At 62.1% G+C, this 16,706-nt stretch carries 17 protein-coding genes and 1 pseudogene; 13 read left to right on the top strand and 5 right to left on the bottom strand.

Features of this window, described 5'->3' with window-relative positions; all coding sequences use genetic code 11:
* Window positions 1-9: 9 nt before the first annotated feature.
* Window positions 10-1,266 carry a cytochrome P450 gene (locus VDQ28_RS19960; protein ID WP_323037602.1) on the bottom strand — a complete coding sequence of 419 codons (1,257 nt, stop codon included), beginning with the start codon at window positions 1,264-1,266 and terminating at the stop codon, window positions 10-12.
* 325 nt (window positions 1,267-1,591) lie between these two features.
* On the opposite strand from VDQ28_RS19960, the gene VDQ28_RS19955 reads away from it, so the two are divergent.
* From VDQ28_RS19955 to VDQ28_RS19920, 8 genes are all read left to right on the top strand, one after another.
* Window positions 1,592-3,034 carry an aldehyde dehydrogenase family protein gene (locus VDQ28_RS19955; RefSeq protein ID WP_323037601.1) on the top strand — a complete coding sequence of 481 codons (1,443 nt, stop codon included), beginning with the start codon at window positions 1,592-1,594 and terminating at the stop codon, window positions 3,032-3,034.
* Window positions 3,027-3,785 carry an SDR family NAD(P)-dependent oxidoreductase gene (locus VDQ28_RS19950; protein ID WP_323037600.1) on the top strand — a complete coding sequence of 253 codons (759 nt, stop codon included), beginning with the start codon at window positions 3,027-3,029 and terminating at the stop codon, window positions 3,783-3,785. Before VDQ28_RS19955 ends, VDQ28_RS19950 begins: the two co-directional genes overlap by 8 nt.
* 43 nt (window positions 3,786-3,828) lie before the next feature.
* Window positions 3,829-4,794: a tripartite tricarboxylate transporter substrate binding protein gene (locus VDQ28_RS19945; protein WP_323037599.1), complete on the top strand. Its 966-nt coding sequence runs from the start codon at window positions 3,829-3,831 to the stop codon at window positions 4,792-4,794.
* A gap of 85 nt (window positions 4,795-4,879) precedes the next feature.
* Entirely contained in the window at window positions 4,880-5,329 is a 450-nt protein-coding gene (locus VDQ28_RS19940) for a hypothetical protein (RefSeq protein ID WP_323037598.1), read from the top strand.
* Window positions 5,330-5,341: 12 nt separating this feature from the next.
* Window positions 5,342-6,832, top strand: coding sequence for a tripartite tricarboxylate transporter permease (locus VDQ28_RS19935; protein WP_323037597.1), 1,491 nt, complete (start codon window positions 5,342-5,344; stop codon window positions 6,830-6,832).
* A gap of 4 nt (window positions 6,833-6,836) precedes the next feature.
* Window positions 6,837-7,466, top strand: a complete 630-nt coding sequence (locus tag VDQ28_RS19930) for a PadR family transcriptional regulator (protein ID WP_323037596.1) — start codon at window positions 6,837-6,839, stop codon at window positions 7,464-7,466.
* Window positions 7,463-8,977, top strand: coding sequence for a carotenoid oxygenase family protein (locus VDQ28_RS19925; protein WP_323037595.1), 1,515 nt, complete (start codon window positions 7,463-7,465; stop codon window positions 8,975-8,977). Before VDQ28_RS19930 ends, VDQ28_RS19925 begins: the two co-directional genes overlap by 4 nt.
* A 23-nt stretch (window positions 8,978-9,000) precedes the next feature.
* On the top strand, window positions 9,001-9,786 hold the full coding sequence (locus VDQ28_RS19920; protein WP_323037594.1) for an alpha/beta hydrolase: 786 nt from the start codon (window positions 9,001-9,003) through the stop codon (window positions 9,784-9,786).
* A gap of 89 nt (window positions 9,787-9,875) precedes the next feature.
* Here VDQ28_RS19920 and VDQ28_RS19915 read toward each other — a convergent pair whose 3' ends face one another.
* Together VDQ28_RS19915 and VDQ28_RS19910 are read right to left on the bottom strand one after the other, a co-directional pair.
* On the bottom strand, window positions 9,876-10,688 hold the full coding sequence (locus VDQ28_RS19915) for a universal stress protein (protein WP_323037593.1): 813 nt from the start codon (window positions 10,686-10,688) through the stop codon (window positions 9,876-9,878).
* A 22-nt stretch (window positions 10,689-10,710) separates the two neighbouring features.
* Window positions 10,711-11,715 carry a Hint domain-containing protein gene (locus tag VDQ28_RS19910; protein WP_323037592.1) on the bottom strand — a complete coding sequence of 335 codons (1,005 nt, stop codon included), beginning with the start codon at window positions 11,713-11,715 and terminating at the stop codon, window positions 10,711-10,713.
* Between the two features lie 156 nt (window positions 11,716-11,871).
* On the opposite strand from VDQ28_RS19910, the gene VDQ28_RS19905 reads away from it, so the two are divergent.
* The 5 genes and pseudogenes from VDQ28_RS19905 (at window position 11,872) to VDQ28_RS19885 (ending at window position 15,399) form a co-directional block, all read left to right on the top strand.
* Window positions 11,872-12,651, top strand: coding sequence for an SDR family oxidoreductase (locus VDQ28_RS19905; protein WP_323037591.1), 780 nt, complete (start codon window positions 11,872-11,874; stop codon window positions 12,649-12,651).
* Window positions 12,652-12,724: 73 nt separating this feature from the next.
* Complete coding sequence (locus tag VDQ28_RS19900) at window positions 12,725-13,324, top strand: HAD family phosphatase (protein WP_323037590.1); 600 nt, start codon at window positions 12,725-12,727, stop codon at window positions 13,322-13,324.
* 63 nt (window positions 13,325-13,387) lie between these two features.
* Window positions 13,388-14,207, top strand: a pseudogene (locus VDQ28_RS19895) (alpha/beta fold hydrolase).
* Window positions 14,204-15,151 (top strand): threonine/serine dehydratase, encoded by a 948-nt coding sequence (locus VDQ28_RS19890; protein ID WP_323037589.1) that lies wholly within the window; start codon window positions 14,204-14,206, stop codon window positions 15,149-15,151. Before VDQ28_RS19895 ends, VDQ28_RS19890 begins: the two are co-directional and overlap by 4 nt.
* Window positions 15,148-15,399 carry a DUF167 domain-containing protein gene (locus tag VDQ28_RS19885; protein ID WP_323037588.1) on the top strand — a complete coding sequence of 84 codons (252 nt, stop codon included), beginning with the start codon at window positions 15,148-15,150 and terminating at the stop codon, window positions 15,397-15,399. Before VDQ28_RS19890 ends, VDQ28_RS19885 begins: the two co-directional genes overlap by 4 nt.
* On the opposite strand, the gene VDQ28_RS19880 is transcribed toward VDQ28_RS19885, so the two are convergent.
* Both VDQ28_RS19880 and VDQ28_RS19875 read right to left on the bottom strand, forming a co-directional pair.
* Entirely contained in the window at window positions 15,387-15,647 is a 261-nt protein-coding gene (locus VDQ28_RS19880) for a hypothetical protein (RefSeq protein WP_323037587.1), read from the bottom strand. The two genes, VDQ28_RS19885 and VDQ28_RS19880, sit on opposite strands and share 13 nt — an antisense overlap.
* A gap of 71 nt (window positions 15,648-15,718) precedes the next feature.
* A complete protein-coding gene (locus VDQ28_RS19875; protein WP_323037586.1) occupies window positions 15,719-16,672 on the bottom strand; it encodes a hypothetical protein in 954 nt (317 codons plus the stop codon).
* Window positions 16,673-16,706: the final 34 nt, after the last annotated feature.

Here is a 16,706-nt window from a genome sequence, read left to right as displayed (position 1 = left end):
ACGCGCCGCTCAGGCTTCGTTCAGGTCAACCAGAACGCGCGATGGCCCCCGCACCAGCATCGTGCGGTGCCAGCCCGGATCGCTGCCGGGTACCAAGGCCATGTTCGGGAACACCCGCACCAACTCCTGCAGCAAGGCCGCGATTTCCAGCCGCGCCAGATTGGCGCCCAGGCAGAAATGGATCCCATAGCCAAAGCTGACATGATCGCGCGCATCGGCGCGGTCAACTTCAAGTGTTTCTGCCTCGCCGAAATGGTTTTCGTCCCGGTTGGCGGAAACCAGCGACATCAGCAGCCCCGCGCCCTCGGGAATGTCGACGCCGCTCAGGGTCACGGCGCGGGTTGTTTTCCGACGCCAGGACACCACCGGCGGCATGGCGCGCAGGCCTTCCTCAACCGCGTTCTTGATCAGTGACGGATCCGCCACCAACCGTTCCCATTGCGAGCGATCATCCAGCAGCCCGCGCAAGATCGACCCCATCGCGTTGGTTGTCGTCTCGTGACCAGCCAACAGGACGCCATAGGTCAGGTTGTGGATCTCGTTTGCGGTGATGGATTCGGGGTCCTCGGCGTGCAGCGCCAGCAGGTGGCTGGGATAGTCGTCGCCCGGCTTTTTCTTGCGGGCCTCGATCAACTCGCCGCAGAAATTCCACAGATCGACCGCCTCGCGCGCCGCCTCCATCAACTCCTCGCCCTGCGCATCGCCCGAGATCATCTTGAACCGGCTGTCGGCCCAGGTCTTGATCTTGCGTGCGTTCACATCGGGCACACCAAGCAACAGGAACAGCACGCGCGCGGGCAATTCATAGGTCAGGGCATCCACCAGATCGACCCGTGACTGACCATGCAATTTGGCGACCGCCTCGGCCACCATCTCGGCGATGACCCCTTCGCGGGCCTTGAACTGCCGCAGATTCAGGAAGGATTGCGAGGCCTTGCGGATGCGCGTGTGCCGTGGGCGGTCGCAATTGGCTTGCGTGCGATCGCGTGTGAAGCCTGCGTCCTTCAACATCTCGACCACTTCAGGCGGAAACGGGCGTACCGGGTCATGGACGTTCAACGCAGAATATGTGTCCGGATCGGAAAAGACCGCGCGCACATCGTCGCGGCGCGTGACAATCCAGTAGCCGGTGCCGGAGTCGAAGAACACGGGGCTTTCGGCACGGCATTTTTCAAAGAATGCCGCCATTCCGACGTGTTCATGCGGCCGAAACTCAGCCCAAGCTTGATGGTCGACGGGGCAGCCCTGGGAAGTGGCATCGGTCATGTAGGATGGTCTCCAGATGGTTGAGAAGTCAGGGCTTCAGTGCGTAACCGCGCGTTGACGTATGATACAAATTATATATGAACTAAGCCAAAGAAATATTTCACATGTGCCAAAAACGACAGGTTCGCGGCGTTTGTGGCTGATAAGATATTGTATTTCAAACATATAAAATCAGACGCATTCGGCGTGGCGGGGCGGTGGCGGGGCTTCAGGTCGGTTTTGGTCATATAATAGTATTTGACATATACCATTGATGACATAAAACCTCAACGCAGAACACACGAATCCGCTTCGTTATCCGAACCAAATTCATGGGAGCCCGTCATTGACCCGCACTGCCAGCCCATCGCAGATGCTACATGCGCGAGACCCGCGCACTGGTAGCCAGAATTACGCCATCGAGGCGACACCGGTTGCTGATCTTGAGGCGATTGTCGCGCGCGCTCGCAAGGCGCAGGTTGCGTGGCAGGAGATGGGCGTTGAAAAGCGCATCGCGGTGCTGGCCAGGTGGCGCGACAAGATTGATGGGCTACAGGCGCCGCTGACCGACGCCGTGAGCGAGGACACCGGGCGCGTGCTGGAATCGCGTCGCGAGGCGTCGAACATCGGCAAATGGATCGACCGTTGGTCGGCGATCGCGCCCTCGGCGCTGGCCGAGCGCCACGCGCCCACCTCAATGCCGGCCTTCACCAGCACCTCGAATTACGCGCCGATTCCGGTTCTCGGTGTGATCAGCCCGTGGAATTTCCCGATGTCGCTGTCGGTGATGGATGCCATTCCGGCCTTGTTGGCCGGCTGCGCCGTGATCATCAAGCCCAGCGAAGTGACCCCGCGTTTCATCACGCCGCTTGAGCAATCCTATGCCGATATTCCGGAATTGGCGGGTGTCCTGACCTATATCCGCGGTGCCGGAGACCTTGGTGCGGCGTTGGTCGATCAGGCGGACGGCATCTGTTTCACCGGCTCGACAGCCACCGGACGCAAGGTTGCCGCGCGCGCCGGAGCCCGGTTGATCCCGTGTTTTGTCGAACTGGGTGGCAAGGACGCCGCCATTGTGCTTGAGGGGTCCGACCTTGAACGTGCCGCGCGCGCCATCGTGACGGGTGCGACGCTGGGCGCAGGCCAGCAGTGCTACTCGGTGGAGCGTATTTACGTCGCCCGGTCGATCCATGATGAATTCCTGGAGCTGTTGGTCGCCAAGGCGAAAAAGCTGAAACTCGCCTATCCAAACCCGACCGACGGCCAGATCGGGCCGCTGATTTTCCCGCCGCAAGCCAAGATCATCGAGTTGCATCTTGAGGATGCACGCGCGAAAGGCGCCGTGTTCCATACCGGCGGCGAGATTGAACATCACGGCGGCGGGCTGTGGGTCAGCCCGACGGTGTTGTCGAACGTCACCCATGACATGGCAGTGATGACCGACGAGACCTTTGGTCCGCTGATGCCGGTCATGGCGTTTGATACGGTGGATGATGCGGTCAGGCTTGCCAATGACTCGATCTTTGGCCTGTCGGGCGCGGTGTTTGGCCCGCAAGATCAGGCCATGGCGGTTGCCAAGCGGATGAATGCGGGCGGTATCAACGTCAATGACGCCGGCGCGACCCCCTTCTTCATCGGCGACCCGACAGTTTGCCAGAAAGAGGCGTTTGGCGAAAGCGGGCTTGGTGGCTCGCGCACCGGACCCGATTCCATCCTGCGCTTCGTGCGGCAGAAAATGATCGTCACCAATGTGACGAATGAACCTTCAGCTTGGTGGTATGATGTTTGATTTCAAAGGCGATATTGTTTGGGTAACGGGCAGTGCCTCGGGTATCGGGTCGGCAACGGCGTTGCTGTTTGCCGAGCATGGCGCGGATGTGGTGGTTCACGGGTTGAACCAGCGCGACGCGTCCCAAGAGATTGCGGATAAAATCATCGCGATGGGCCGTCGTGCCTTGGTGGTTGATGGCGACCTGACCGATACCGACACCGTGAATGCGATGGCCGCCGAGATCAAGGCGCAGATGGGCGGGCTGAGCGTGCTGGTCAACTGCGCTGGCGGCGGCCCGCGAGAGCGTGCGCCGATCTGGGAAATCACCGACGAGACCTGGCATGCCACCATCGACCGCAACCTCGGCAGCGTGTTCCGCACGCAGCGCGCCTGTTTCGCGATGCTCAAGGCCAGCGGCAAGGGTCGGATCGTCAACGTGTCGTCGATGACCGAACGCAGCGGCGGCATCGTCGGCGCGGCGGCTTACACCGCGTCCAAAGGCGGCGTGAATGCGTTCACCCGTGCCCTCGCCAAGGAAATGGCACCCCACGGCATCCGCGTCAACGCGGCGTCGCCCGGTTTGGTGAATTCACCCTTTCACCGCGAGGACGCCAACGTTCTGTACAAGGATCTTGTCAATCGTATTCCACTGGGCCGCATTGGCGAACCCGTGGATCTTGCCGGACCAATCTTGTTCCTGGCCTCGGATCATGCCGGTTACATGACCGGTGAAGTCATCGAAGCCAGTGGCGGTATGCGGGTTCGCTAACACCCTCGAAATCGGAAACTCTCGTTCATACCAGGAGGAAATTATGAACACAGTAAAAGCCCTTGCAGTCGGCGTTGCCGCACTGACCATGAGCACCACCGTTGCACTCGCAGACGGTTACCCAGAGCGCCCCATTGAAATCGTTGTGCCTTATGGCGCAGGTGGTGCGACCGATACACTGGCCCGCGCAATGGCGCAGCGTCTGACCGCCGCTCTGCCGAACAACCCGAACGTTGTTGTCGTCAACACGCCCGGCGGCGGCGGCACGATTGGCCTGACGCAGGTCGCAAATGCCGATCCCGACGGTTATACGCTCGTCTTCACGACCAGTTCGCCGATTGCGCTGCAGCCGTTGTATGGCCGCACGACCTACACCGCCGAGAGCTTTGCCCCCGTGGCCAAGGTCATCGAAATTCCGGCTGCCTTCAACGTGCGTGCGGATTCGGAAATTCAGAACCTTGACGATCTGGTTGCATGGGTCACGGCGCATCCAGGCGAGTTCACCTATGCCTCGACCGGCGGTAACGGCAGCGGCACGCACATCGTCTCCGAGCAGTTCGCAGCCGCTTTGGGCCTCGAAATGCGCCACATCCCGTTTGAAGGCACCGCACCTTTGACCGCAGCCTTGATGGGCGGTCAGGTCATGGGCACCATGCAGATGCCCAACATCCACACCGGTGGCGAAATCCGTCCGTTGATCTTCCTGACCTCGGCACGCGCAAGCGATCCGGTCTATGCCGATGTCCCCACCTCGACCGAGTTGGGTATCCCGGCGGTCACCGACTTCTTTGCAGGCTTCCTGGCACCGGCAGGAACCCCGGCTGACCGCGTCACGATCCTGAGCGACGCGATCGAGACGATCTTGCAGGACCCTGAACTGCAGGAACTCTTTGCAACGGTCGACTTCCCGATCGCTTTTGCAAACTCGGAGCGCTTCGCAGAGATCCTGACCACCGTCACGGCCTCGAACCGTACCGAATTGCTGCGTATGGGCCTGATCACAGAATAAGGCCTGTCCCTGCGCCGATCCCGCCATGTCTGGTGGGGTCGGCGTGCTATTTTGCCTGATTCAACGGATGAAAAGGACGCTTTCCATGCGTACCCGTTTTGCAGACCTACTCATGTACGCGTTGCTTTCGGGCATAGCCGTCGTCGTGATCTTGCAGTCATATGGGCTGCCCAACCCCTTTGGTGGCACCATCGGCGCCGGTGGCTTCCCGATTGGCTTGGCGATCGCCACCCTCGTGCTCTGTGCGATTGGCGCGCTTCGTACGATTGCTGGCCCGGCGGGTCCGGTCCTGGAAATCCGCGGTTTGCGCAAAGCCCTCGTAACGCTGGCCGCGATGGTTGCGCTGTTCGGACTTTGGCAAGCCTTCGGTTACTTCTTCCCCCTCGCGTTCGTCTTCCTGTCAGGCTTGCTGTGCCTCTATGCGGCCGATGAGAAACTGACGTGGCGGATGGTTCTGATCAATATCGCGGGCGCAGCGGTTGTTCTGTTTCTGATCTATCTGTTCTTCACCCACGTTCTCTACATCCGGTTCTGAGGGGCTAACGACATGGAATTCCTGTCTAATCTTGATACTATGGCGCTACTCGGCTCTGCTGGCAGTATTCTTGTCGGCCTTTTTGTCGGCATGTTGTTTGGCGCTTTGCCGGGGCTTGGTTTGACCATCGCCATCACGCTGTTGCTGCCGCTGACCTATACGATGGAACCCCTGAACGCGATCTTGATGCTGCTGGCGGTCTATCAGGCGGCGGAATACGGCGGCTCGATCTCGGCGATTGCGTTGGGCATTCCCGGCACGGTCATGGCCGCGCCGATTGTGCAAGACGGTCGCGCCATGGCGCAAGAAAGCTCCCCCGGGCGCGCCTTGGGCTTCTCGCTTTATGGCTCCACGCTGGGTGGCTTGTTTGGCGGCGCCGTGTTGATCTTGTTCGCGCAACCGCTGGCACGCTTTGCCTTGCGGCTTGGCGATGCCGAGTTCTTTTTGCTGGGCTTGATGGGCTTGGTCGCGGTGACTGCGTTTGCCGCGCGAGATGCGATCAAAGTCGCCATTTCGATTTGTTTGGGTTTGATCGCCGGGAGCATCGGGCTGGATATGTTCGCCGGCACCCCGCGTCTGACCTTCGACATTCCGCAGCTCTATGAGGGCCTCAACCTGATCGCGCTGGTCGTCGGCTTGTTCGCGTTTTCCGAGATTTTCTTCATGATGGAAGGCAACATGAAGCATCGGTTTGATTTCGATGCCAGCCAGATGAAGATCACCCTGACCATGCGTGAGATGTTGAGCGGGCTGAAAGCCTCGACCATCGGCGCCGTGATCGGGACCGGCCTGGGTATTTTGCCGGGCGTCGGGTCGACCGTTGCGGGCTGGTTGTCGTATTCAGCCGCCAAATCCCTGTCCAAGAACCCCGAGAAATTCGGCAATGGCAGCGGCGAAGGCATCGCCGCCCCGGACAGCGCGAACAACGCGGTCGTCGGTGGCGCGCTGTTGCCGTTCCTGACGCTGGGTATTCCCGGCACCGCCGGGATCGCGATCATTGCCGGGGCCTTTATCATCCACGGTATTCAGCCCGGACCCCAGATGATCCGCCAGAATCCAGAGTTGATCAACGGGATCTTCATCGGCTTCGTGGTGACAACCATCGGCATGTTCATCATGGGAAAACTGCTCAGCCAGGGGTTCGCGCGCGCATTGGTGACGCCGAATTTCGTGCTCGTGCCGGGCATTCTGATCTTGTCGATTGTCGGCGTCTTTACCTCGCGGGCACAGATCTTTGACCTCTGGCTTGCGCTCGGGATCGGCCTTTTTGCCTATCTGATGCGACGGCTCGACTATTCGGTCGCCGGGTTTGTGCTGGCCTTTGTTCTGTCGCCGATCATTGAAACCAGCTTCCGCCGGGCGCTGTTGATCGCGAATGATGACTTCACCGTCTTTGTGACCAGACCGATCTCGGCGGTGCTGGTGGCAACGATGGCGCTTATGTTGGCCTTCACGGTCGTCAAGACTGTCCGCAAACGCCGCGCTGCCGGGGCGGTGAGATAAGGGCATGAACATCGCGTCCACAGGTTCCGAGGAGCACGGCGAAACCATCCGGCTGAACCCTCTGAGCTATCAAATTCTGGGCGTGATCGCACGCTCGCCCAGCAGTGGCTACGATGTGATGAAAACCCTTCATCGGCTCCGGCCGGTGAAGATCAGCCAGATCTACAAGGCGTTGTCGACAATGGAAGCCGTGCACTTGGTGGCCTCGCAAGAGGTGATCCAGCACGGGAAACCGAACAAACGCGTATTCGAGCTTACCAACGCCGGGTGCGAAACCCTCAATGCCTGGATCGCAAGCCCGACCACGCCTCCGGTTCTGAACGATTCCTTCGTCAGCAAGACCTTTTCCCTGTGGCACGCTCCCCAGGCAGACCGGCTGCGGCTGGTGGCGGAACGCATCGGCTGGCTGAAGGCGGAAATCGCGTATTTTCAGGAGATGCAAGCCGATCTGCATGAAACGGCAGCGGAGCGGCATCTGGACCCTGATAGATGGGAGTTCTCACGCGACATCCTGGTCAGGCGCCATTTGGCGCTGCACCGCGAAGATCTTCTGTGGTGCCAGCGTCTGCACAAGACCCTGTCGCGTCACAAACCCACCCAATCGACCACAACCCTGAACGAGGAACCGTCATGAAAGAGATCGTCCGCACAACCAAGCTGACCATTCCCGCGGATACCGACAATCCGTTCCTGAAAGGGCCATTCGCCCCGAACGTCCACGAATACAACGCCGACACCAGCACCCTCAAGGTGCGCGGCGAGATCCCGAAGGATCTGCACGGCATTTATGTGCGCAACACGCACAATCAGGTGCACGATTCGATCGGCATCTATCACCCGTTTGACGGTGACGGCATGTTGCACGCCGTGCATTTCGAGGACGGCAAAGCCAGCTATCGCAACCGCTTTGTTGAAACAACCGGCTGGTGGGCCGAGCGCGCCGCGAACAAGTCGCTGTGGCCGGGTATTCTGGCCCCGCAAGCCAAGCAGCGTCGTGGCTGGGGGTCGATGGGCGCGATGAAGGACAACGCCGGCACCGACGTGCATTGCCACGCGGGCAAGCTGATGGCGGTGATGAGCCAAGGCTCCGAGCCGTGGCGCCTGGACCCGATGACGCTGGAAAACCTTGGCCCGGATGCGTCCTGGGCGGCGGATGTGATGCCGGTTGGCGTCTCGTCGCATTTCAAGGTCGATGTCTACACCGGCGAGATGATGTTCTTCAACTTCTCGGACAAATACCCCTATATGAGCTACGGCATCGTCAATGCCGACAACAAGCTGGTGCATTTCACACCGATCGAGCTGGACGGCCCGCGCTGGCCGCATGACATGGGGGTCACGCAGAACTATTCGATCCTGCACGACCTGCCGTTCTTCTTTGACAAGGCCGCCCTGGCGCGTGGCGAGCGCAAGCTGACCTTCCACCGCGACGTGCCCGCGCGCTTTGGCGTGATCCCGCGTCATGGCGTGAACTCGGATATCAAATGGTTCGAGGCCTCGCCGTGCTACATTCTGCATCTCTCGAACTGCTACGAAGAGGGCGATTGGGTGATCATGGACGGCTGTATCTCGGTTGATCCGGCCAAGCCACCGGTCGGCAAGATCGAGAACGTGTTCGAAAAGATCATGGACCACCTCGACAAGCACCGCACCAAGACGCGCCTGCACCGTTGGTCGTTCAACATGAAAACCGGCGAAACCAAAGAGGAATTCCTCGATGACGAAGTCACCGAATTCCCGTTCTACGCCAACTCGGTCTGCGGCTATCCGTATCGCTATACCTACGGCACGCTGTTCAAGCCGGGTGATTGGCTGTTCACGGGCATCAAGAAATACGACCTGCTCAAGGGCACCGATACGCGCTATGAATACGGGCCGGAGCGCTATGGCAGCGAGCCACAGGTCGCGCTGCGCCCGAATGCCACGTCCGAGGATGACGGCTATATCGTGACCATCGTCACCGACATGATCAAGAATGCCTCCGAGACGTTGATCTTTGACGCGCAGGACATCGCCGCCGGACCAATCGCCGTGATCGAAATGCCCGAGCGGATCTGTCAGGGAACACACGCCTGTTGGGTCGAAGGTCATCGGATCGCCGGCGAAGGCATGGCGAACCCCGGTCCCGTGGCGATGGAAGGCTGATCCCAGTAAGTGAGGAATATACGATGAGCACACTCCCTGTTTACCGGACCCGCGGGTCCGGCAATACCACCATTTTCATGTTGCACGGCGCGTATGGTGATGGCCGCTATTTCAGCGATCTGGCCGATGGTCTGGCGGCGGCGGGCTACCGCGTTATCGACTGGGACGCCCCCGGCTATGGCGAAAGCCCGGCGGTTGAGCCGGCCACCATCGAGACCTTCTGCGACGCCGCGCAAGCGATGATCCAGAAAGAGGCCACCGCGACCAACGTCGTGTTGGGCCACTCGATGGGCTCGCTGATCGGCCCGCGGCTGACCAACGCCGAACCCAAGGTCAACGGCTTGATCTTGTCGGCAGGGTCCATGGGCGTGCCCAACCGCTCGCCCGAGGACCGCGCAAAGTTCCTCGAGGAACGTCTTGCACCCCTGGAGCGTGGCATGACCGTTCAGGAATACGCGCGGCCCTTGATCACCCATATGATGGCCAAAGGCGCCAGCGGTCCGCTGGTCGATAAGGTCTTTGACGTGGTGCTGAGCATGCGCACGGAAACCTTCCGCGCCTCGCTCAATGCGCTGACCCAATACAACGGTCGCCCGGCGCTTGAGGCGCTGAAAAAGCCGGTGATGATGCTGGCGGGCGAGGTTGACCCCGCATGTTCCGCGGCGGGGATGCAGGAAATGCACGAGCTGGTCGGGCACTCGGAGTTCCATGTCTTGCCGGGCGTCGGGCATTATGGCTTTGCCGAAAAGCCTGCCGAGTTCAAAGCGATTGTTCTGGATTGGCTGTCGCGGAGTTTTCCCGCCACTTGAGGCCAGAGCGCCAAGAAACAGGGGAAAGGGCGGGAGAGATCCCGCCCTTTTCCCCCATCCGGACTGCGTGCCGGTTTGGCAGTTGCCCGTCACACGGACTTGGCGACCAGCAAATCCGTTGGCGGCGCGCGCATGAGATCCCGCGCATAATTGCCCAAGGCATTGGCATCCTTGTGCGAATTTGCGCCGATGCACACCAGGTCGGCATCGAGTTCGGCCCTGCGAAAAGCCAGGATCTGATGCACGCCGCCGGGAACGATCTCGGGCGGTTCTGTCAGGATCGGCAAGCCGGGATAGGCCAGAAAGGTCTTTTTCAGGGCGTTGGCGGCCTTCAGCGCGGCTTCGGTTTCGCCGCTCCCCGGTTTGAACACCGCCCCGATCGGCAGCCGCAAGGCATGGACCGCGTGGAACCGCGCGTCTGGCGCGACAAGGGATGCGGTCGCCAATGCTCTGGCCGAGGAGGGCGAAAAATCGGTCAGGGCCAGCACCTGCGTATATTCCTGATCCGGCTTTTGATGCGCGATGACCACCGGGCAGGGGGACGCGAGCACGACGCGCTCCAGCGTTGTCAGCCGAATGAGGTCCAGCACGCGCCTCTCGCGGTGCAACCCCAGGACCAGAACTGCGGCGTTTTCCTGCGCGGCCAAGGCGGCCAGTGCGTTCGCGGGGTCACCGGTCAACAATTGCGGGATCGCACCATGGGCTTGGGCCAGTGCGTCCAACTCATCCGCCGGGCTGAGTTTCGCGCGGCCCCGGCCAAACCGCGCCGGTCCCTCGTCCTGCCGGACATGGGCAAGGATCAGCCGCGCCCCCAGGGTTTTGGCAAACCGCGCAGCACGGCCCGCCACATGGGCGGATCGCCCGGAAAGGTCAGTAGCGGCGATGATGGAGGGTTGCGACATGAGAACCTACGCGATCAGACCGCTAACCGATACCAGCGCCAGCGCGATCACGCAAACGCGATACGAGTTCTGGCTGAAGATCGGCGCCCGTATGCTCACGCTGGCTCAGACCGGGGAAGGCGTCGCGCAGCGGTGCGGCCATGTCATCGGGCAACCGGGTCAGGACGGCGGGGCAAACCATCAGGCTCTCGCAGGGGACACCTTCGGCATAGATCACCTCATGGGCGTCGAACACCAACGAGAAATATTCGACGAACCCGCCCTCGCGGCGCACAATGGTTTGGCCATCGACCATATGGCGCGCTTGAACCAACAGCTCGGCAGCTCCGGCCAGCTTCCGGGCGTCGCGCCGATACAGGAACAGCCGGTGATGCGGGCTGACCGTCAGCGGGCGCGGGTTGCCCATTACGCCGGACATCACCGTAACAGGCGCAAAACCGCCCTCGGCGCGCAGCCGCACGGCGCCTTTCCAGCGCAACGGCTGCACGGCATGATCGCGGGTGATCACCATATCACCCGGCACCAGCTCTTCGACCGGCACTTGCCGACCGTTGGCCAAGGCGATCAGGGTGCCCCGGCCAAACGCCCCCGCGACGATATCGGCCAGCCGGATCGGGCCGGGCGTCGGATCCACCGCGATCAGCGTATAAGTGTGCTTGACCAGCAGAGGCGACAGCGGCAAGGCCACGCAGCCCGCCCCGGCGAGCGATAGCGCCAGAACCTCGACCAGGTCGCCATCCGGGGCCATCATCGACAGGCGTCCCAAAAGATGCACAGAGCCGCCCGGTTGCCCCAGTTGCGAGCCCGGCGCGAGCGTCCCGGCGGCGTCTCCCTGGCCGGGCCCCGCCGCCAGATCGAGGACCACGGTCAGCGGGGTCGCGTCCTTTTCCAACCGATAATAATCGCCGCACACGCTGTCATCAGGGGCGGGCAACGGATCGCCCGCGTTGGCGCCTGACAGAACGCGCAGATCGGGTGCCGCATAGACCGTGACAGCATGGGCCGTTTGGGGTTTTGAGGGACGCACGGAGGGCCTTTGAGTGTTGACACGCAGGGCTCGGACCGCCCCGCACTCGGTGCACCTTACGGCTCTGCGGCGGCGGGCGTCAATTGTCTGACGCGCGGCTTGCGTTGTTCCCCTTGGGCGTGGATGCTACGTCCGGGAAAACACGGGAGAGTGCAGATGGATCTGGGCATCAAAGGCAAGCGCGCATTGGTTTGTGCGTCAAGCAAGGGGTTGGGCAAAGGCTGCGCCGAGGCCTTGGCAGAGGCGGGCGTGGAACTGGTGCTGAACGCGCGGGGCTCCGAGGCACTGGAGGCCACGGCCGCCGAACTCCGCGCGCGTTTCGGGGTCACGGTCGTGGCGGTTGCCGCCGATATCACCACCGAGGACGGGCGCGCCCGGGTGCTGGAGGCCGCGGGTCAGGTTGACATTCTGGTGACCAATGCCGGTGGTCCGCCCCCCGGTCTGTGGTCGGATTGGTCGCGCGATGATTTCATCAAGGCGCTCGATGCCAACATGCTCACCCCCATTGCGCTGATGCAGGCGCTGTTGCCGGGGATGATGGAACGCGGTTGGGGCCGGGTGGTCAACATCACCAGCCAGGCCGTCAAAGCGCCGAACGCGGTTCTGGGGTTGTCGAATGCCGCGCGCACCGGTTTGACCGGGTTTGTCGCGGGCACCTCGCGGCAGGTGGCGGGAACCGGCGTGACGATCAACAACCTGCTGCCGGGCATTCACGCGACGGATCGCGCGGACTCCCTTGATCACGGTGTCGCCGCCAAAGAGGGGATCTCCCTCGACGAGGCCCGCAAGCGCCGCTTCGCCACCATCCCGGCGGGGCGTTACGGCACGGCTGCCGAGTTCGGCGCGACCTGCGCCTTTCTGTGCAGCCAACATGCCGGGTTCATCGTCGGCCAGAACGTGCTGCTTGACGGCGGCGGGGTTAATGCAACGATCTGACCCGACATGTCATCATTTCCTGCGCTTAATGTCAGGCGATTGAAAAAGTGAAAGTAATAGGGCGAAATCCTGCATGAACATCGTATTCGATATCGGAAATGTGCTGATCCGGTGGCGACCCGAAAAGGCCGTCGCCGCAGAGTATCCGGATCCGGCCGCCGGAATGGCGTATTTACACGCGGTCGGGTTTTTCGACTGGAACCTGCAACAAGACGGTGGGCGCAGTTTTGCCGACGGCTGGGCAGCACTCGACGTCGCCCATCCGGGTCAGGTGCAGCCGTTGGCGCAGTATCCGCGACGGTTTGCCGATACGATCCGAGAGCCGATTGACGGAACCTGGCGCTTGCTGGATCGGTTGAAAGCACGCGGGCACCGGCTCTTTGCAATCACAAATTTCGCCGCCGACACATGGCCCGTCGCGCTGCAAATCCATCCGCGGCTTGCCGAGGTGTTCGAGGATATCATCGTCTCGGCGCATGAGAAACGCCTCAAACCGCAACCGGAAATCTACCAGTTGCTGCTGTCGCGCAACGCCCTGAGTGCCGCCGACTGCCTGTTTATCGACGACAGTGCCGCCAATGTTGAAGGTGCGCGTGCAGTGGGAATGGCGGCGCATCACTTTCTTGGCCCCGACGGTCTCGAAACCGATCTGGTGGCGCGCGGATTGCTGTGACCGGGCATTGCCCAGCCTTGCGCCACATGGTCTAGTGTCGAAACCCAAAAAAGGCCCGTGACAATGCCCTATTTCAACGCTGCCGATGGCGCCCGAAATCCACTACACCGACGAAGGCAACGGAATCCCGTTGCTGTGCCTTGCCGGGTTGACCCGCAATGGCCATGACTTCGACTATCTCGCACCGCATCTGCCGCCGCTGCGCTTGATCCGCATGGATTATCGCGGTCGCGGCAAGTCTGACTGGACCGGGGCCGAGACCTATACCATCGTGCAGGAGGGGGCCGATGCGCTGGCCCTGTTGGACCACCTTGGGCTGGAAAGCGCGGCGATTCTTGGCACCTCGCGCGGTGGTCTGATCGGCATGTATCTGTGCGCGGTGGTGCCGGACCGGGTGCGCGGGCTGATCCTGAACGACGTCGGTCCGGTGATCGACGACCTGGGGCTGGACCGGATCAAGGACTATATCGGCCGCCGCCCCAACGCGCGGACCTTTGCCGCCGCCGCCGTGGCGCTGGAACATGCGATGGAGGGCTTTGATGCCCCGCCGAGCCGCTGGATGCAGGAAGCCAAGACGCATTTCGTCGAGACCGATCAAGGCCTTGACCTGAATTATGACCCGGCCTTGCGCACCGCGTTCCTCGCGGCGATGGAGGGCCCGCAGGTCGATCTGTGGCCGATGTTCGAGTCCTGCAAGGGCAAGCCCTTGGCGCTGATCCGGGGGGCGAATTCTGACCTGTTGACGCAAGTCACCGCCGATGAAATGGCCGAACGCATCCCCGAGATGATCTATGAAGAAGTCCCAGACCGTGGCCATATCCCGTTTCTCGATGAGCCCGAATCCCTCAGCGCCATCAACCGGTTCCTGGGGCTGTTGATATGACCTCCATCGCCATGATCGAGGCGGCGGCGCAACGGCTCAGCGGCCACGCACGGCGCACGCCCTTGTTGTCCTCGCCGTTTCTGGATGATCTGGCCGGCCGCCGGGTGTTCGTGAAGGCCGAATGCCTGCAACACACCGGTTCCTTCAAGTTTCGCGGCGCGTGGAATGCGATTTCAGCGCTGAAACCGTCGGGGGTGGTGGCGTTTTCGTCGGGCAATCACGCGCAGGGCGTGGCGTTGTCGGCGCGTTTGCAGGGGTTGCCAGCGGTCATCATCATGCCCTCGGATGCGCCCGCGAACAAGATCGACAACACGCGCGCTTTGGGTGCCGAAGTGGTGCTTTATGACCGCGCGACCGAGGACCGCGATGCGATTGGCGACCGCGTGGCGACTGAACGCGGGCTGACCCTGATCAAGCCGTTCGACATGGCCGAGGTGATCGCCGGGCAGGGCACCGCCGGGCTGGAGATCGCCGAGCAGGCGGCCGAGGTTGGCGTTACCCAAGGGCGCGTGCTGGTGCCCTGCGGCGGTGGCGGTTTGACCTCGGGGATCGCGCTGGCGCTTGAAGCCCGCGCGCCGGGGTTCACGGTTCATCCGTGCGAGCCCGAGGGGTTTGACGACGTGGCCCGCTCGCTCAAGGCTGGCTCCCTTCAGCGCAACACCCGGTTGTCAGGCTCGATTTGCGACGCAATCGTCACGCCGCAGCCGGGCGATCTGACGTGGCCGGTGATCGCGCGGCTTTGCGGGCCGGGGCAGGTGGTGACCGAGGATGAGGCGCTCAGGGCGATGGGTCTGGCGCATGATCGCTTGAAACTCGTGCTGGAGCCGGGTGGCGCGGTGGCGCTGGCGGCGGCACTGTTCCGGCCGGGCAGCGAGCCGGTGATTGCCGTGGCCTCGGGTGGAAACGTGGATCGGGCGATGATGGCGCGCGCCCTCGCACAATGACCCTGCCGGACCTGTCCGGTCTTGCTGTTGACGGCGCGACATTTGCCGTCCGCGCCACGCCAAAAGCCCGGCGCAATGCAATCCAAACTGGCGATCCGATCCGCGTCTGGGTCACGGACCCGCCCGACAACGGCAAGGCCAATGACGCGATTCGCAAACTACTGGCCAAGGCGCTGGGCGTGGCTCCGACGCGTCTGACCCTGAAGCGCGGTGCCACGTCGCGTGACAAGCTGTTTCAGCTGGACTGAGGGTCGCCCGGTGTTTGCCGCTCACGCAACCGATAGACCCCCTCGGGCAGGTCGAGGGCGGCGCGCAATTCGTGCAACTGGCGCATGGAAAAATGCACGAACATGACCTCATCGGTGTCGGGATCGACCTGCGAGATCGTCGCCCCGTCTTCATGGCTTTCGATCACGATATCCTCGTTCAAGGGCGCCTCGCCCTCGTCGATGATGGTGATCACTGTGGCGTCAAACTCGTGCTCGATGGTAAACATGCCACCAGCCTAGCGCCGATCGCGCCGGGCGCAAGGGACCATCGGCGCGACCGTTTGTCTTTGACGGCGGATCAGTCGGTTTCCGTGATTGCCGCCGTGCCCAACGCCACCCGCGCGACCTCGGTCTCGCCGAACAACAAGCGCGCCTCGGTCAGCGATTCCGGCACCACCCAGAGCATCGTGCGATCTGCGGAACTGCCGACATTGGTGCCGCTGAATTGCGAATCGAGGATGCGACGCATGAAGCGCTCTCCGACCAGCCCCATGGTTGCGCCCGCATCATCGACCAGCCGGAAGTTGTGCGTGTGCCATGTGAACCGGTCCTCGCCGTCAACCTGGTTCGATACCAGCCCTTGTACGTCGACCTCGATTTCCGCCAGGACCATGCCGGGCGGTGCGGCAATGGATGAGCTGACGGCGTCATCGTCGCGCCCATCCTCCAGTTCGACGACCCGAAAACGGCGCACGGCGGTGGGGCGGAACTGCGCAAAACTTGCGGCATCGGCTTCGGCGCTTGGGGCTGGCACCGTGACGTCGCCTTCATAGCGCACGTCGCCGCCAAACCGCAGCGTTACCGATGCAGTGCCCTTGGGGATCACGAACAAGCCATTCCAATAGAGATCACGGTCGTCGTCGGGAAAATCTCGCGGACGGCTGCCCGACAGGCTGCGCGATTGCAACGTCGCCTGCCCCCAATTCGGATAGCCGCCGACCGCCGCCAATTCCGTGCCATCGGCCAGCACCAGACGAATATCGCGGCTGCTGACCGACACGCGCGAGACGTCGTCGGACCAGGGGCCATCAAACACCATGCGCACATCCAGGATCAAAGAGCCGGGAACCCGGACATATTCGACCACGCCCGCCGGGCGATAGGGGCGCTCTTGCCAGTTGATGACGGTGTCATAGGCGCGGGTTTGCGTGCTCAAGGCTGTCAGATCTATTTGTGCCAAGGCCGGAAATGCGGTGCAGACCGCAAGGCTTGACGTTAGGGCAAGTCCCTGAATTATTTTACTAAATCGCATGATATATCCCCAAATACAACCCCCCGCCTCGTGA

This window comes from Pararhodobacter sp., assembly GCF_034676545.1.
Lineage (GTDB): Bacteria > Pseudomonadota > Alphaproteobacteria > Rhodobacterales > Rhodobacteraceae > Pararhodobacter.
The sequence above is the reverse complement of the archived record's forward strand: the minus strand, read 5'-3'. Positions and strand labels throughout refer to the sequence as shown.

What these genes read in the sequence shown, in the direction of transcription:
- VDQ28_RS19880 (WP_323037587.1), bottom strand. Translation starts at nt 15,647, where the DNA reads ATGTTTACCATCGAGCACGAGTTTGACGCCACAGTGATCACCATCATC.
- VDQ28_RS19905 (WP_323037591.1), top strand. Translation starts at nt 11,872, where the DNA reads ATGGATCTGGGCATCAAAGGCAAGCGCGCATTGGTTTGTGCGTCAAGC.
- VDQ28_RS19915 (WP_323037593.1), bottom strand. Translation starts at nt 10,688, where the DNA reads ATGTCGCAACCCTCCATCATCGCCGCTACTGACCTTTCCGGGCGATCC.
- VDQ28_RS19920 (WP_323037594.1), top strand. Translation starts at nt 9,001, where the DNA reads ATGAGCACACTCCCTGTTTACCGGACCCGCGGGTCCGGCAATACCACC.
- VDQ28_RS19900 (WP_323037590.1), top strand. Translation starts at nt 12,725, where the DNA reads ATGAACATCGTATTCGATATCGGAAATGTGCTGATCCGGTGGCGACCC.
- VDQ28_RS19950 (WP_323037600.1), top strand. Translation starts at nt 3,027, where the DNA reads ATGTTTGATTTCAAAGGCGATATTGTTTGGGTAACGGGCAGTGCCTCG.
- VDQ28_RS19960 (WP_323037602.1), bottom strand. Translation starts at nt 1,266, where the DNA reads ATGACCGATGCCACTTCCCAGGGCTGCCCCGTCGACCATCAAGCTTGG.
- VDQ28_RS19945 (WP_323037599.1), top strand. Translation starts at nt 3,829, where the DNA reads ATGAACACAGTAAAAGCCCTTGCAGTCGGCGTTGCCGCACTGACCATG.
- VDQ28_RS19925 (WP_323037595.1), top strand. Translation starts at nt 7,463, where the DNA reads ATGAAAGAGATCGTCCGCACAACCAAGCTGACCATTCCCGCGGATACC.
- VDQ28_RS19890 (WP_323037589.1), top strand. Translation starts at nt 14,204, where the DNA reads ATGACCTCCATCGCCATGATCGAGGCGGCGGCGCAACGGCTCAGCGGC.
- VDQ28_RS19940 (WP_323037598.1), top strand. Translation starts at nt 4,880, where the DNA reads ATGCGTACCCGTTTTGCAGACCTACTCATGTACGCGTTGCTTTCGGGC.
- VDQ28_RS19875 (WP_323037586.1), bottom strand. Translation starts at nt 16,672, where the DNA reads ATGCGATTTAGTAAAATAATTCAGGGACTTGCCCTAACGTCAAGCCTT.
- VDQ28_RS19930 (WP_323037596.1), top strand. Translation starts at nt 6,837, where the DNA reads ATGAACATCGCGTCCACAGGTTCCGAGGAGCACGGCGAAACCATCCGG.
- VDQ28_RS19885 (WP_323037588.1), top strand. Translation starts at nt 15,148, where the DNA reads ATGACCCTGCCGGACCTGTCCGGTCTTGCTGTTGACGGCGCGACATTT.
- VDQ28_RS19935 (WP_323037597.1), top strand. Translation starts at nt 5,342, where the DNA reads ATGGAATTCCTGTCTAATCTTGATACTATGGCGCTACTCGGCTCTGCT.